12 protein-coding genes and 1 pseudogene are annotated in these 14,950 nt (G+C 72.2%); 5 read left to right on the top strand and 8 right to left on the bottom strand.

Translation table 11 applies throughout. From position 1 onward, the window contains the following. Positions 1 to 308 precede the first annotated feature (308 nt). The 6 genes and pseudogenes from ABZS97_RS39765 to ABZS97_RS39740 form a co-directional block, all read right to left on the bottom strand. A pseudogene (locus tag ABZS97_RS39765) lies at positions 309 to 485 on the bottom strand (glycoside hydrolase family 15 protein); the annotation flags it as partial. A gap of 224 nt (positions 486 to 709) precedes the next feature. Continuing rightward, positions 710 to 1,459 carry an alpha/beta fold hydrolase gene (locus ABZS97_RS39760; RefSeq protein WP_356146982.1) on the bottom strand — a complete coding sequence of 250 codons (750 nt, stop codon included), beginning with the start codon at positions 1,457 to 1,459 and terminating at the stop codon, positions 710 to 712. Between the two features lie 177 nt (positions 1,460 to 1,636). Next, on the bottom strand, positions 1,637 to 2,968 hold the full coding sequence (locus ABZS97_RS39755; RefSeq protein ID WP_356146988.1) for a methylaspartate mutase: 1,332 nt from the start codon (positions 2,966 to 2,968) through the stop codon (positions 1,637 to 1,639). A gap of 14 nt (positions 2,969 to 2,982) precedes the next feature. After that, a complete protein-coding gene (locus ABZS97_RS39750) occupies positions 2,983 to 3,486 on the bottom strand; it encodes a cobalamin-dependent protein (protein ID WP_356146979.1) in 504 nt (167 codons plus the stop codon). Beyond that, the gene (locus tag ABZS97_RS39745) at positions 3,483 to 4,814 is read right to left on the bottom strand and encodes a type III PLP-dependent enzyme (RefSeq protein WP_356146974.1); all 1,332 of its coding nucleotides are present in this window, start codon (positions 4,812 to 4,814) and stop codon (positions 3,483 to 3,485) included. Before ABZS97_RS39745 ends, ABZS97_RS39750 begins: the two co-directional genes overlap by 4 nt. Beyond that, a complete protein-coding gene (locus ABZS97_RS39740) occupies positions 4,811 to 6,328 on the bottom strand; it encodes an AMP-binding protein (protein ID WP_356146969.1) in 1,518 nt (505 codons plus the stop codon). The genes ABZS97_RS39745 and ABZS97_RS39740 overlap by 4 nt, the downstream gene beginning before the upstream one ends. Positions 6,329 to 6,994: 666 nt before the next feature. Between ABZS97_RS39740 and ABZS97_RS39735 the strand changes: the two genes are divergently transcribed. After that, positions 6,995 to 7,738 (top strand): TetR/AcrR family transcriptional regulator, encoded by a 744-nt coding sequence (locus ABZS97_RS39735; RefSeq protein ID WP_356146966.1) that lies wholly within the window; start codon positions 6,995 to 6,997, stop codon positions 7,736 to 7,738. A 131-nt stretch (positions 7,739 to 7,869) separates the two neighbouring features. Here ABZS97_RS39735 and ABZS97_RS39730 read toward each other — a convergent pair whose 3' ends face one another. Next, positions 7,870 to 9,528 (bottom strand): MFS transporter, encoded by a 1,659-nt coding sequence (locus ABZS97_RS39730; RefSeq protein ID WP_356146963.1) that lies wholly within the window; start codon positions 9,526 to 9,528, stop codon positions 7,870 to 7,872. A 955-nt stretch (positions 9,529 to 10,483) separates the two neighbouring features. On the opposite strand from ABZS97_RS39730, the gene ABZS97_RS39725 reads away from it, so the two are divergent. Both ABZS97_RS39725 and ABZS97_RS39720 read left to right on the top strand, forming a co-directional pair. Next, positions 10,484 to 10,753: a PqqD family protein gene (locus ABZS97_RS39725; RefSeq protein ID WP_356146958.1), complete on the top strand. Its 270-nt coding sequence runs from the start codon at positions 10,484 to 10,486 to the stop codon at positions 10,751 to 10,753. Between the two features lie 332 nt (positions 10,754 to 11,085). Then, complete coding sequence (locus tag ABZS97_RS39720; protein ID WP_356146985.1) at positions 11,086 to 11,523, top strand: phospholipase; 438 nt, start codon at positions 11,086 to 11,088, stop codon at positions 11,521 to 11,523. Positions 11,524 to 11,723: 200 nt separating this feature from the next. Here ABZS97_RS39720 and ABZS97_RS39715 read toward each other — a convergent pair whose 3' ends face one another. Further along, on the bottom strand, positions 11,724 to 12,395 hold the full coding sequence (locus ABZS97_RS39715) for a BlaI/MecI/CopY family transcriptional regulator (protein WP_356146956.1): 672 nt from the start codon (positions 12,393 to 12,395) through the stop codon (positions 11,724 to 11,726). A 491-nt stretch (positions 12,396 to 12,886) separates the two neighbouring features. Between ABZS97_RS39715 and ABZS97_RS39710 the strand changes: the two genes are divergently transcribed. Then, positions 12,887 to 13,654: an NPP1 family protein gene (locus ABZS97_RS39710; protein WP_356146953.1), complete on the top strand. Its 768-nt coding sequence runs from the start codon at positions 12,887 to 12,889 to the stop codon at positions 13,652 to 13,654. 160 nt (positions 13,655 to 13,814) lie between these two features. Further along, positions 13,815 to 14,864 carry an acyl-CoA desaturase gene (locus tag ABZS97_RS39705; protein ID WP_356146950.1) on the top strand — a complete coding sequence of 350 codons (1,050 nt, stop codon included), beginning with the start codon at positions 13,815 to 13,817 and terminating at the stop codon, positions 14,862 to 14,864. Positions 14,865 to 14,950 lie beyond the last annotated feature (86 nt).

Below are 14,950 nucleotides of genomic sequence, written 5' to 3'. Positions count from 1 at the left end.
CGCCTGGCCGTGTTCGACAGGCGCACACGGAAGGTGTACCGGGCATACCCGGTGTCCTTCGTGGCCGCTTCTGTCGTCATGCATCCGAACCTACTCGGGAGGACTGACAGTTGAGAGTTCTTGATCATTGTGGGCGACATCACCGCTGTGCGGGGCGGACACCGGAACGCCCCGACGGCGGTCCGGCTATCCCTGCCCTGCTCCGCAGGAGTCCGATTCCTCCCCGGCCTGAAGGCCGGGGCATCCTCGGAGGAACCCGGTGACCTTGACACAGCAGGGGCGTTGCTACCCGCCGGCGGTTCGTGCGGTCAGCCGGTTCGGCCTTCGGCGCGGTCGAGCTCCTCGTCCAGGGCGAGGGCGGCATCGAGCAGGGCCAAGTGGGTGAAGGCTTGCGGAAAGTTCCCGAGCTGCTCGCCGGAGGGGCCGATCTCTTCGGCGAATAGGCCGACGTGGTGGGCATAGGTGAGCATCCTGGAGAAGGCGTAGTGGTCGAGGCGAAGCGGTGCCCCACCTGCCGCTGCACGAACGTCGGGTCCGAATCGTGCATCGGACGCAAATTCCCCGGAGTCGGCGAGGTGCACGGCGTGGACGGCGCCGGGCGGTGGTGCGCACTGCCGGGGGCGGGGGCGGGGGTGAGAACAGGCGAAACCCAGGCCGCCGACGGGGGGCAGCGGCCTGGGTTTCGCGGTCTGGGCGGGGCGGGGCTGGGTCAGCGCAGGTGGCTGCGGAGGGTCTCGATCACCGCGGGGGCCTGGGCGTTGAGGTAGAAGTGGCCGCCGGCAAACACCTGCAGGGTGAAGGGGCCGGTGGTGTGCTCGCCCCAGGCGCGGGCTTCCTCGAGGGTGACCTGGGGGTCGTCGTCGCCGGTGAGGGCGAACAGCGGGCAGGTCAGGGGTGGCCCGGGGGTGTAGCGGTAGGTTTCCGCGGCCCGGTAGTCGGCGCGGACCGCCGGCAGGATCATGCGCAGGATCTCGGGGTCGCCGAGTACCTGGGTGTCGGTGCCGCTGAGCCGGCTGATGTCGGTGATCAGCCCGTCGTCGTCCAGCAGGTGCACCCGCTCGTCGCGTACCGCCGAGGGGGCGCGCCGGCCCGAGGCGAACAGCCCGTGCAGGACCGTGCCCCGCTCCTCCAGGCGCCGGGCCACCTCGAAGGCGAGCGAGGCGCCCATGCTGTGCCCGAAGAACGTCACGGGCCCCTGGCACCACGGCTCGATCTGCTCGGCCACCGCGTCGGCGAGGGCGGGAATGCTGTCGATGCACGGCTCGTGGCGCCGGTCCTGGCGGCCGGGGTACTGGATCGCCAGCACGTCCACGTCCGGTGCCAGGGTGCGGGAGACGGGGAAGTAGAAGGACGCCGCGCCGCCCGCGTGCGGGAAGCACACCAGCCGGTGCGCGGCGTGCGCGGCGGGATGGAAGCGGCGGATCCACGCGCTGCTGTCCACGGTCGTCTGCGTGCTCACGTCAGGCCCCCATCTGCGGTGCGCGGTCCCTGTTCCATCACGGTGACTCCCTGTCGCCTGCGGCCTGTTCGTTGCGTGCTGCGTGCTGCGTGCTGCGTGCTGCGTGCTGCGTGCTGCGTTCGTGTTCGTGTTCGTGTGCTGCCGCGTTCCGGGCGGCCGGCCCCTGTGGTGTGCGTTTCAGCCGCGCAGCAGGGGGGTGGTGGCGCTGTCGAGGGCGGCGGCCGGGTCGTCGTACATCCGCCGGATGTGGAAGAGGTCCTTGAGCAGGTCCGCCGAGCCGATCTTCCGGGTGGGCTGCTGCTCGGCGATGCCGCGCAGCGGCAGCCGGCCCAGATCGGCCCAGCGCAGCCGGCCGTCGGCGCCGATGTAGCTGCGGGCGCGGCCGGCGTTGTCGGGGTGGACGCAGTAGGGCACGTCGAGGTAGCCGCGGCGGAAGGCGGCCAGCAGCGCCCGCCCGATGTCGTCGTCGAGGCAGAGCACCGCGTCGACCAGGGCGCGGGCCTCCGCATACGTCTCCGAATCCACCTCCCCACCCGATGTGCCCGATACGCCGGGGGGTGCGGGGGTGCGGCGGGCGACGGCGTCGGCGTACTCCAGGGCCAGCACGTTCTCCGCGACGGTGGGGATACGGCGCGACTCGGCGACCGTCTTGACGATCAGCCGCTGCGCGCCGGTGGTCACCGCCAGCTCGGCGGCGCGCCCCAGCAGGTGGTGGGCGCCGCGGTAGGTCTCGGGATACACGCCCATGTAGGCGTAGATGACGATGTGCCAGTTGTGGGTGGGCAGCAGTTCGCGGCACAGCCGGCCCAGCGCGCGGACCGCCTCGCGGTCCTGGCCGGGGTCGGTCTGCTGGGCGTAGCTCAGCGACAGGGAGCGGATGCCGTGCTGGGCGAAGAACATCGCCTCCAGGAAGCTGATGGCGACCAGCTGGCTGGGCGGGCACAGCTGGCCCATCATGCAGCCGCCGAACGTCTCCAGGTGCGGTTCGATGCCCGCGTCGTGCAGCCGCCGGTACAGCGCGCAGCAGGCCTCCCAGTTCTTGACGCCGTCGGCCAGCGGGGTGCGGCCGTAGGGCAGGCAGTAGGAGACCGGGCCGCCCTCGGTGGCGTTCAGGCCCAGCCGCAGCAGGGACCAGAAGATGTCGATGGGGGTGGCCGAGCCGTGGCGGACCTGGACGGGGAAGGAGGCATCGCGCACCCCGTCCAGGACGGCCGCGGTGGTGGCCGGGGGGTGGCTGACGACCGGGTAGCCGTTGAGGGCGATGCCCTCGCGCAGTGCCGTCGTCACCGCGTCGAGCTCGCCGACGCGGGTGTAGCTGTCCAGGGTCAGGGTGCCCACCGTGGTGGCGTCGGCGTTCTTGGCGGCGATCAGCCCGGCGCGCATCTGCTGCGGGTCGCCGAAGCCCATCCTCGGCTGCACCACCAGGCGTCCGGCGGCGCCCGCCCGCCGCACGAACGCGCCGAAGTCGACGGGCCGCTGGCGTCGGGCGTCGGCGCGGCGGCGCCACAGCCGGGCCGGCCCGCTCACAGCGCCACCCGGTCGCCGTCGTCGAGGGCGGCCTGCTCGGGCGGCGGCAGCGCGGACAGGAAACCGCGGAAGGCGCTCACCGGGTCCTGCCCGTCCTCGAAGACCGAGTCGAAGCCGGCGGCGGTCAGTTCGGCGGCCCGGGCGGCCATCTGGTCGCCGTCGGTGCCCAGCTTGCCGCCGATCACGATCGGGGTGGCGGCCAGCGGGGCCAGCGCGCGCAGCTGCCCGATCACCCGCAGCCCGTCCTGGTAGCCGTGGCCGTTGACGCTGCTGATGACGACCATGTCCGGCTCCAGCGCATGGCATTCGGACACCAGCAGGTCATCGGGCACGCACGGGCCGAGGTTGACGACCTCGTAGCCGCACTCCTCGATCAGCAGCTGCAGGAAGACCAGGTTCCAGGTGTGCGAGTCGGAGGCCAGCGAGGTGACGATCACTGTGCCCTTCGCGCGCACCGGCTGCCCGGCTGCGCCCGGCGCGGGCAGAGCGGGCCCGCTCACGGGGCCTCTCCCGCCGTCAGCGCGGTGCGCACATGCTCGATACGGCCGGCCGAGACCACCCGGCCGCCGTCCACCGCCACTTCGGCCGGCGCCGGCCGGCCCAGAAACATCAGCAGGCTGGAGGTGGGCCCGTAGGCGCCGGCGTTGGGCACCGTCACCACATCGCCCTCCTGGAGCTGGGCGGGCAGGTCGATCTGCCGGCCCAGCACATCGCCGGGCGTGCACAGCGGCCCCACCAGGCTGGCCTTCTCGGTGTCCGCGCCGGCCTGGACATGCACGCTGACCGGCAGCAGCCGGCCCAGCCCGGACATGCCGCCGAAGGTGTTGATGCCGGCGTCCACGATGACGAACTTCCTGCCCCGGCTGACCTTCACATTGCTGACCCGGGTGACGAGGGTGCCGCTGTCGCCGGACAGATAGCGCCCGGACTCCACCGCCAGCCGCGGTGCGCCCTGGCGCCAGTGCGGGAAGTGCACGTCCAGCGCCGCCTCCAGCGCCGTCCGCAGCCCGGGATAGCGGGCCCGCTCGCCCTGCTGGGCGTAGGGGACGGAGAAGCCGCCGCCGATGTCCAGCAGCTGCAGCGGCACGCCCAGGTCCTCCTGGACGGCGGCCGCCACCGCGATGGTGTGGGTGAGCTCGTCGATCAGCGCCGCCTCGTCGCGGGCGTTGCTCTGCGAGAACAGGTGCAGTCCGGCGATGCGGGCGCCGGCCACCGCCCGCAGCTGCGGCGCCAGTTCGGCGACGGTCTCGCTGTCGATGCCGAACTGGGTGGGTGTGCCGGTCATCCGGATGCTGGTGGTGGCGCTGGCGGTGGCACTGTTGATGCGCAGCAGGCAGTCGGCGCGGGTGCCCGCCTCCCGTGCGGCCGCCCCGATGTGCTGCAGGTCGCTCAGCGATTCCGCGGAGAAGGTGCCAACTCCGCAGGCAAGCGCCTCGCGCAGCTCGCCCGGCGTCTTGCCGGGTCCGGTGTAGAGGATGTCGGCGCCCTGGTAGCCCGCCTCCAGCGCGGCCGCCAGCTCCCCGGTCGAGCTGATCTCGGCCCGGCAGGCGGGAGCATCCCCTCCGGTGCGCAGCGCCCGCACCAGGTCGGGGTGCGGGTTGGCCTTGAAGGCGTAGAACACCTCGAAGCCCTCCGGCAGGAAGCCGAACAGCTCGCGCCGCGCGGCCCGCACCCGCTCAAGGTCGTACACGTACAGCGGGGTGCCGTACCGGGCGGCCAGCTCGGCCGCGTCCACACCGCCCGTGCCCGTGCCGGTGGCGGTGCTCGCGTCGGTACCGGTGTCCGTGCCGGTGCTGGTGCTGGTGTCGGTGCTGGTGTGCGGGCTCATCGGGTGCTCCCCTCGAGCAGCAGGGCCAGTTCCCGGCGGGCGTTCTTGCCGTGCTGGGTGAGCGGGAAGTCGCTCAGCACCCGGCAGATGGCGGGCACCTTGGCGGGTTCCAGACGCTGGGTGAGTTCCTTCAAAACGGTCCGCGGGGGCAGGTCGCTCTCCACGAACAGCGCCAGGTCGTGGGCTTCGCTGGGCGGCAGCGCGGCCGCCGCCCGCACGCCCGGGATGTCCATCGCGGCACCCTCGATCTCCAGGGTGCTCATCCGAAAGCCCTTGCGTTTGAACATGTCGTCGCGCCGGCCCTCGAAGTACAGGTAGCCGTCCGCGTCCAGGCTTCCGTAGTCGCCGGTGTGCAGCCGCCGCTCCCCGCTGAGCGGGTCGGTGCGAAACGCCTTCGCACTCAGCTCCGGGCTGCGCCAGTAGCCGGGCATCACATGCGGCCCGGCCGCGACGATCTCCCCGACCTCCCCGACGGGCACCTCGGCGCCGTCCGCGTCCAGGATCAGCACCCGGGTGCCGGGCAGCGGCAGCCCGACCGCGCCGGGCCGCTCACCGTCCTCCTGCGGCGGCATCACAGTGATCCGCTTGGCCTCGGTCTGCCCGTACTGGCGTACCACCCGCACCCCGGGAAACTGCGCGCGCAACGCGTCGATGGTGGCCTGCGGCAGCGCCGCCCCGGTGTTGGTGAACAGCCGCACCGGCGCCGCCGGTTCGGTGTCCCGCTGCGCCAGGGTGACGATCATCGAGGCGAGCGAGGGCACCAGCGGCACCACCGTCGCCCCCGTCTCCCGCATCCGGCGCACCAGCACCAGATCGGAGTCCCGGTCGGCGAGCACGATCTCGCAGCGCGCCAGACACGTCATCAGCACCTTGTACAGGCCGTAGTCCCACGACATCGGGAAGCGGCAGAACACCACGTCGTCCGGCCGGTAGCCGAGCGCCTCGGTCAGCGCCCGGGAGGCGAAGGCGACCTGCGCGTGCGGGCAGATGACCGCCTTGGGCGCGGCGGTGGACCCGGAGGTGTAGATGAGGGTCGCCACGTCGCCGGCCTGCACCGGCTGGTCCTCCAACCGGGCGCCGCCGGCATGCAGTTGCTCCACCGCAGCCCACACCCCGGCCGCCTCGTGCACCGGCCGGCCGGTGAGCTCACCCAGCCGCTGCGCGCTCGCCGCATCGCCCAACAGCAGCACCGGCTCGCAGTTGTCGATGACATGCCGTAGGTGGAACGCCTTCATTGACGGGTTCAGCGGCACGAACACCGCACCCAGCCGGGAGGCCCCGTAGAACATCGCGGCCAGCTCGCGGCCGGTGGGCAGCTGCAGCACGATCCGGTCGCCGCGGCGCACCCCCTGCCCGTGCAGCCAGCAGGCGAACGCGTGGCTGTAGGCGGCCAGTTCCCGGTACGTCCAGGCGCCGGCCGCGTCGCGGACCGCGGGAGCCTCAGGCACCTCGGCGAGAGCGTCGTCCAGCAGGCCGTGCACGAGTTCGGACCGGGAAACCGGCCCGGAATTCACGGCCGGCCCGGAATTCGGAGCGGATTCCTCCCCCGACGAGGCGGATTCTTCCCCCGACGAGACGGACGAGACTGACGAATACGAGTGGCTGACCAACGTCGCACCCCGCTAAGAGTTATGGCTCGGTTCGCCGAAATACGCTGCGTCGGAAACCTCATGGGCCACGGTAGGGGCGCCACGGGGGGCGGCTGAACCCCTAACTCCCCCTATCCGGCCCGCCGCGACGCCACCCCCCGGCCGCCCGCCGGGAAAGCCGCGGACACCCCCGCACCGGACCACCGCCACGTCCCGCACCCGCCCCGCCCCTCAATCCGCACAACAGGACACCACGGGCCCCTCCACTGCGATTCGACGCAGAAGCGACAGGAATACGACGGGAATTCGGCCGCGATACGGCTGCCATGCCGCTGCCATCCCGGTGCGTGCGCTGCGGGTGCTTTCCGGAAGGGACCGATCCGGCACTACGGCCGCCTGGACACGGCCCGCCACGCCGCCCCCGGGCCCGGCCGGCGCCGCATACGATGGACGCAATGCGTGCGCGATACGCACACAGCGCAAGAGCTCCCGGGCTCCCGGGTTCTTGGTCTTCTGCCTCGCGCACGAGGACGCACGAGGACGCACGAGGACGGACGGGGTTGTACGGGGATGAAGGAAGGCGGAGGGTCCATGACCAGCGGTGAGGGCGCGGAGCTGCCGGGCAGCATCCAGGTGCTGTGGGACCTGCGCAACCGGCAGCAGCGCGGCCGCCGCGGGCTGAGCACGGCGCGCATCGTCGAGGCGGCGATCGAGTTCGCCGACGAGAACGGGCTCGGCGCACTGTCGATGGCCAAGGTCGCCGAGCGCCTCGACTTCGCCACCATGTCGCTGTACCGGCACGTGGCGAGCAAGGACGAACTGCAGGCGCTCATGCTCGATATGGCCTACGGGCCGCCGCCCGCCCCGGCAGACGGCGAGGAGGACTGGCGCCCGGGCCTGGAGCGGTGGGCCCGCGCCTTCGCGGACGTCTTCCGACGCCACCCGTGGATGCTGCAGATCCCGCTCGGCGGCCCGCCGCTGGAGCCGGGCCAGCTGAGCTGGCTGGAGTGCGGGCTGCGCACCCTGGGCCGCAACGGCCTGACCCCGGGCGACAAGCTGTCGGTGATGCTGCTGCTGATCGGCTACGTCCGCAACAGCGCCCAGCAGCGCGGGGGACTGGAGCGCCCGGACGTCAGCGAGGCCGAGCTGATGGCCGCCTACGGGCAGGCGATGGACAAGTTCGTCGACGCCGCGACCTTCCCCGCGGTGCGCGAACTGCTCGAGGCGGGCACCTTCGAGGCGGCCGAGGACGACTTCTCCTTCGGCCTGCAACGCGTGCTGGACGGCATCGAGGTACTCATCGCCCTGCGGGCCGGCCGCCGCCTTCTGGACTGACCGGCCCACCCCCCACCCCCCCACCCTCCACCGCCGCCGCTGCCGTCGGGCCGCGGGTGCACGCATGTCCGTCCTCGCCCACCGGCAGGCGGACGAGGACGGACTCCCCTTGTCCTGCGGGGCTCTTCGGGCTAGAGCCGGGGATCGTGAGAGGCGGCGGCGGAGGAGGGCGGGACGGCGGCGGGGGATCCGTCCGCCCCGGCGGGCGCGGGCAGCGGCACGGCGCCGTAGGTGCCGCCCTGCGCGGCCTCCAGCGAGCCGGGCAGCGCCGCCTCGACGGGGGTGGTGCGCAGCAGCAGCGCGGCGAGCACCGCCGTCAGGGCCATCAGCGCGGCGCCGACCAGCGAGGCGACCTGCAGGCCGTGCGTGAACGCCTCCCGGCCGGCATTCATCAACGCACCGCCCGCCGACGGGGACTGATGGGCGGCCACCTCGGCGGCGCCGCCGATGGTGTTGCGCAGCGCGTGCAGCGCCGGGCCGCCCACCCCGCCCGGGCTGACGTCCGCCATGTCGCCGCGGTACACCGCGGAGCCGATGCTGCCCAGGGTGGCGAAGCCGAAGGCGATGCCGAACTCGGTGAACGTCTCCGAGACGGCGACCGAGGAGCCGGCCTGCTCGGGCGGGGCGGAGGTGACCACGATCTCCGCGGCCAGCGTCTTGGCCGCGACCATGCCGCCGGCCAGCAGACCCACACCGGCCAGCACCACCGCGACGGGGGAGTCCACCTCGGCCCGGGTGAGCACCCCGAAGCCGGCGGCCATGAGCACCAGCGCGCCGCCGATCAGCTTCGCCGGGCGCACCCGGCGCCCCAGCGAGGCCGACAGGCCCACCGCGACGCCGATGGCGGGCATCGGCGCCAGCGACCACAGCGACGCCTTCAGCGGCGAGTAGCCCAGCACCATCTGCAGGTACTGGTTGGTCAGCACGCTGGAGCCCATCAGGGCGAAGGCCACCATCATGTTGACGATCACCGCGCCGCTGAAGCTGCCGCGGCGAAACAGCGAAATGTCGATCATCGGGTGGGCGGCGGTGGCCTGCCGGATCACGAAGGCGACCACCAAAACCGCGCCGGCCGCGGCCCAGAGCGCCGCGCTTTGGCTGTAGCCGTTGATGACGAGCTCCTTGAACCCGTAGATCAGCGTCATCACACCGGCCAGTGACAGCACCGTGCTCAGCAGGTCCAGCCGGCCGCGGCCAGGGTCGCGGTGCTCGGGCAGCAGCAGCGGCGCCAGGATCAGCACCAGCACCATCACCGGCGTGTTGATCAGGAAGACCGAGCCCCACCAGAAGTTGTTCAGCAGCAGCCCGCCGACGACCGGGCCGAGGGCCGCGCCCGAGGTGAGCGTGCCGCCCCAGGCGGCGATGGCGGCCTTGCGCTCCTTGGTGTCGTGGAACATGGTGCGGATCAGCGCCAGCGAGGTCGGCGTCAGGGTGGAGGCGGCCAGGCCCAGCAGCGCCCGCGAGGCGATGAGCATTTCGGGGCTGGTGGAGAACGCGGCGGCCGCCGACGCGAGGCCGAACAGTGCGGCGCCGAACAGCAGCAGCTTGCGCCGCCCGATCCGGTCGCCCAGCCAGCCGACCGTGACCAGGGTGCCGGCCAGCACGAAACTGTAGATGTCCATGATCCACAGGAGCTGCGACGCGCTGGGCGAGAGGTCCTTGCTCAGCGGGGCGATCGCGAACCCGAGGACCGAGACGTCGACGGCGACCAGCAGGGTGACCAGAACGATCACCACCAGGCCGCACCACTCCTTCATTCCCGCCCTGGGCTCGGTTTGCGTCATGGCCATCCCCCCACCTCGCTCTGCGTATCTGACACGCAGAGCGTATCTCATACGCACATGCGTGTCACGTACGCATCGAGGGGAAAGTGAGAGTGAGGGACGGTGCGGCCGGCGTGGGTGCCGCGGCAGGGGAGCGGGGACGGGGATGCCACGTCCCAGGCATACGAGCCGTTTCGGCAGGCGGGGCGCGCTTTGCGGTGGCTTTGACGGTGAGTCAGACCTCACGCGGGAGCCCTGACCGCGGCCCCGCCCCCGGACAGGGCGTGCGGCGGTGAAGTGAGGCCCGCCAACTCCCCGCCGCCGGCGCCGCCCTGCCACTCGGCGTGCCTCCCGGCCGGCCTCGCGCGGCCCTGAACCGGCCGCCGCTGCCCGCCCTCCGGCGTGATCTGCCCTCACCGGCCCTCACCGGCCCTCACCGGCCCTCACCGGGTCTCACCGCCTTCACCGGGTCTCACTGGCCTTCACCGTCCGCCCGCTGCGGCCCAAGGCAGGGCGAGGGGCCGCAGCGGACGCCACCGGCAGCGCGGCCCGCGCCGCCGGCGCCCCAATGCCCTCGACCCCGCCCGCCCTGCCCCGCCAATGTGCCGAACGCGCCGACACCTGCAGCGCCGTGGCCCGCGGCCCCTGGAAAACGCCGGTGAGCGGCAGGCCGCCGTGACCCACCGCCTGCGCGGCCGCCCGCAGACCATCCATCGGCCGCTCATGGGCCGTGCGCCCGGTTCTCACCCGCCCCGGTGTGGAGCACCTGTCCGCCCGGGGCCCCGGCCCTCGTCAACGCGCCGCGCAGCGCGGTGAGATGACCGGCCCCGTGGTGGTGCGGGCACCGCCTGCGGGGGGTGGCGCTGGCACCACCGCGCTCAGGTGCCCAGGCCCATGGCCCGCATCGGCGCGGCAGGAGATTCTCAATACACCGGACCCGCCGGGCCGGCCCACCGGACGACCAACCGCCCAGGAGACCCCCATGCGAATTCTGCCGGGTAACGGAGTCACCAGCACTGCCCTGGCCAGCGGCCGACTCGACCTGCGGGCCGAAGGACGCACCGGTACGTTCCGCTGCACCCCCCTGGCGGCGAGCATGTGGTTCGCGCTGCGCCGCAACGACGGGTTCGTCGACCTCGCCGTGGAGAGCCTGGCCCACCACTGGGGGACCGACCTGGAGAAGGTCCGCACGGTGATGGACGCCTGGTCGCGCAAGCTGATCGACACGGGTTGGCTCCAGCCGGCCCTGTGAAAACGGCCGCCCCCGCTGCACGCGCCCGCACCCGACTGGGCCGGTGCCAACCACCCCAGCCCGGGCAGCAGCCGGGGCCCCACGCAACCCGGCCCCGCCCCCACACCCGCCCCGGCCCGCCCGCACCTTCCACCCCAGCCGGCCGCCCCCACACCCCGGGCGGCCGCGCAGTGGGCCCGGCGGGCCCCTGACTCACCCGCCCGACCCCCCTGTCCGGGGGAAACACACCCCACTCCCGCGCCGTAGCACCCGCTTCACGCCGCCCCCGCAACGAGCCTGAGGACGCCCACGGATCCAACTCCCCACCGGAGGAATCCTTGCGTCGTCAGCTCCTGACCACCGCCGTCACATCCGCCGCCCTCGCCCTGTGCACGCTGGCCGCCACCCCGGCGGCAGCCGTACCGGCCGACAAGACCCAGGTCCTTGCCACATGGACCCAGACCAGTGCGAGCAGCTACAGCACCTGGGCCGCGGCCCGCGCCAACCAGGGCGCCTGGAGCGCCTATGCCTTCGACTGGTCCACCGACTACTGCTCCTCGTCCCCCGACAACCCCTTCGGGTTCCCCTTCCAGATGTCGTGTGCCCGCCACGACTTCGGCTACCGCAACTACAAACAGGCGGGCACCTTCACTGCCAACAAGTCCCGCCTGGACAGCGCCCTGTACGCCGATCTGAAGAGAGTGTGCGCCGCCTACAGCGGCATCAAGCTCACCAGCTGCAACGCCACCGCCTGGACCTACTACCAGGCGGTCGACAAGCTCGGCAGCTAACCGCAACTCCTGTGCCGGGGGCGCCCAGGCACCACTGCCTGACGCCTCCGGCATGTTTTTGAGCCCGCCGACACGAACATTTCCCCGTCCCGGCAGCGCACACAGCACCTGGCATGGGGCCAACTCGCCTCCCCCGAGGCGAATATGACGGCATACCAGGCCCGCCCGGCAGGCACGTTTCGCTCACCGGGCCGCGGTGCTCACTCGCCGGCGGCGTCCTGCGGCTGCGGGGACGCGGCTGCTGCGGTCGCGGTGTAGTAGACGGACGTGCCCTGCTTGGCGCGCTCCACGCGGCCCTTGGCGACCAGACCCTCCAGCGTGGTGCGCACGACGGTGTTCTTGACGCCGCGTTCGGGGTGGGACTGGGAGAGCGCGGTGGTGACCTCCGCGGCCGAGCGGGGCTCGCTCTGCCCGCTGAGGTGGTCATGGATGAGGGTGCCGAGGGTGGGCTGGGCGGGGCCCGCCTGCTCCGCCTTCTTGGCCGGGGCCTTTTCAGGGGCGGTCTTTTCGGCGGCGGCCTTCTTGGCGACCGGCTTCTTGACGGCCGCCTTCTTGGCCTTCGGCTTCGCCGCGGCGGCCTTCTTCTGCCGGGCCGGCTTGGCCGGGGCGCTGCGCGGCGCGGGCACGGTGGCCGCGGGGGCGTCGTCCTCAGGCGCCTGCCCGGCCGGGCTCTTGGCGCCCAAGGCCTGCTGCACGCTCACCAGCAGGGCCTGGTCCTGCTGCAGTGCCTGCAACTGCGCCTGGAGTGCGGCCACTTCGCCCCCCAGACGGTCCTGCTCCTTGGCGTTGCGCTCAAGGTCGGCGGTGACCTGGGCGGCGTACTGCGACTTGAGTTCGGTCGCTTCCTGCGTTTCCTGCTGAACCTCGGACATGACGGCTGCCTCTCGTTGGACGCGGTGTGGTGTTGGTGGCGGATCGTACCCGCATCATCTGGCCATGATCCGGCGAAATTCAGACTGCCCCATGCGACCGCCCCGCTGTGCGGCCACTTCACTCACCCTCTCAAGCCCTGCGCCGAACCGGTGCGCACTTGCCGGTGCATTCACACCTCAGGGTGCGCCGACAGCCCGCGCACACGGCGCACATGCTGTGCGCGGCAGGCCCGGCGGCCGTGAACGGGGCGCGCCGGACGCGCTGTTGGGGCCGCCCGAAGAGCGGGCGGCGGGACCCGCCGCGGCGCCCGGCCAAGACGGCTGCCGGGGCCGGCGGTTGACCCGTCACCGCAGTGACATCCGCCGGGGCGGCGAGGTGTTCACGGGGTTCACGGGGTTCACGAGGTCACGGGGTTCACGGGTTCACGGATGCTGATCTGGGCATGCCAATTCTGCCCGTGAGCCCCCACCGCGGTCCTCAGGAGGACGCTTTGACGACCAGATCGCGCATCCGCACCGTCCCCCTCACCCTGGCCGGCGCGCTCGCGCTGGTCATCGCCTTCCCGGGCAGCGCGCTGGCCGGCCCGCCCCAGGCGCTGCCCGCCCACGCCGACGGGCTGGAGCAGACCTTCCAGCCGGCCTACGACTACGACACCGACGGCTGTTACCCCACCCCGGCCATCGGGCCCGATGGCACCCTCAACGGGGGACTCAAGCCGAGCGGTGCGCTCAACGGCCAGTGCCGTGATGCCGGGGACCTCGACAACACCAACGGCTATGCCCGCGAGAAGTGCAACAACGGCTGGTGTGCCGTCATGTATGCGCTGTACTTCGAAAAGGACCAGGCCGTCGCGGGCAGCGGTCTGGGCGGGCACCGCCACGACTGGGAACACGTCGTGGTGTGGGTGCACGACAACGAGCCGCAGTACGTGGCCACTTCGGCGCACGGCGACTTCACCGTCTACGGCCGTGACCGCATCCGCTGGGACGGCACCCACCCCAAGGTCGTCTACCACAAGGACGGCATCCGCACGCACTGCTTCCGTCCTGCCGGCGCGGGCGACGAACCGCCGGAGAACCACCAGCACACCTGGCAGTTCCCCGACCTGGTCGGCTGGGAGGGCTACCCCGCAGGTGTGCGCGAGAAGCTGACCGGGGCCGACTTCGGCAGCGCCCACTTCGGGCTCAGGGACGGCGACTTCAACGCCCACCTCGCCAAGGCCCTGCCGCCGGGCATCACCTTCGACCCCAACGCCTGAGCAGGCGGCCCGGACGGGACGGCCCGGGCCGGCATCGGGCCGCCCCCCCTCCGGGGTAACACTGGGGTGTGAATGCCGGTCAATAGGGGTGGGGCGGCATTATTTAACAGGGGTGGGGTGGCATTATGCTGCGTTATACCCGCCCCACATACTGGGTCGCATGGCGAACCCCACAGTGCTCCCGGAGCAATTACCGCCGACCGCGCAGGGAACGGGGAGTGATTTCTCCCGCCTGGCGCGCAGAATTTCCGAGGCGGGGCTGATGGAACGGCGGCCTGTCTACTACACCGTGCGATTCAGCGCGGTGGCCCTCGCGTTGGTGGCGGGCTGCGTGGCGTTCGTCGCGCTGGGCGACAGCTGGCTGCAACTGCTCGTGGCGGCCGGTCTGGCCGTGGTCTTCGGGCAACTGGGTCTCGCGGCCCACGACCTGGCCCACAAGCAGGTGTTCTCCCGCCGCCGCCCCACCGAGATCGGCGGGCTGATCGCGGCCAACGCGCTGCTCGGCATGAGTTACGGCTGGTGGATGAGCAAGCACACCCGCCACCACGCCAACCCCAACCATGAGGACAAGGACCCCGACGTCGCACCCCACCTCATCGTGTGGTCGCGCCGGCAGGCGAGTGTGGCCCGCGGGCTGCCCGCGTTCATCGGCCGCCACCAGGCCGTCCTGTTCTACCCGATGCTCACGCTGGAGGGCTTCAACCTCAGCGTCGCCGGCTTCCGGGCCCTGTTCGGTGCCTCGCTCAAGCGGCCCGTCCTGGAAGGGAGCCTGCTCGTTGCGCACTTCGCGCTCTACTTCGGCGCCGTGTTCACCGTGCTGCCGCCCGGCAAGGCGTGCGCGTTCATCGCCGTGCACATGGGGCTGTTCGGCATCTACCTCGGCTCGGTGTTCGCCCCCAACCACAAGGGCATGCAGATGGTCACCGAGGGCCAGGAGCTGGACTTTTTGCGCCGCCAGGTGCTCACCTCACGCAATGTGCGTGCCGGGGTGCTGACGGATGCGTTCATGGGCGGCCTCAACTACCAGATCGAGCACCATCTCTTCCCCAGCATGCCGACCCCGGCGCTGCGCCAGGCCCAGCGCATCACCGAGCAGTACTGCGCCGAACTGGGCATCCCCTACCACCAGACGAGCCTGGTCGTCTCGCACCGCGAGACGCTGCGCCACCTGCGCAGCGCCGGGGAACCCCTGCGCGCCGCCGCCCGCTGAGCACCCCGCCTTGACCCTGGCCGGGCAAGAGCCGCCGGGGGCCGGCTGGTTCAACCGGCGGCGGGCCGCCGGCGCACCCGCGCCGG

Source organism: Streptomyces sp. NPDC005485, from assembly GCF_040606085.1.
Taxonomy (GTDB): Bacteria; Actinomycetota; Actinomycetes; order Streptomycetales; family Streptomycetaceae; genus Streptomyces.
The sequence above is the reverse complement of the archived record's forward strand: the minus strand, read 5'-3'. Positions and strand labels throughout refer to the sequence as shown.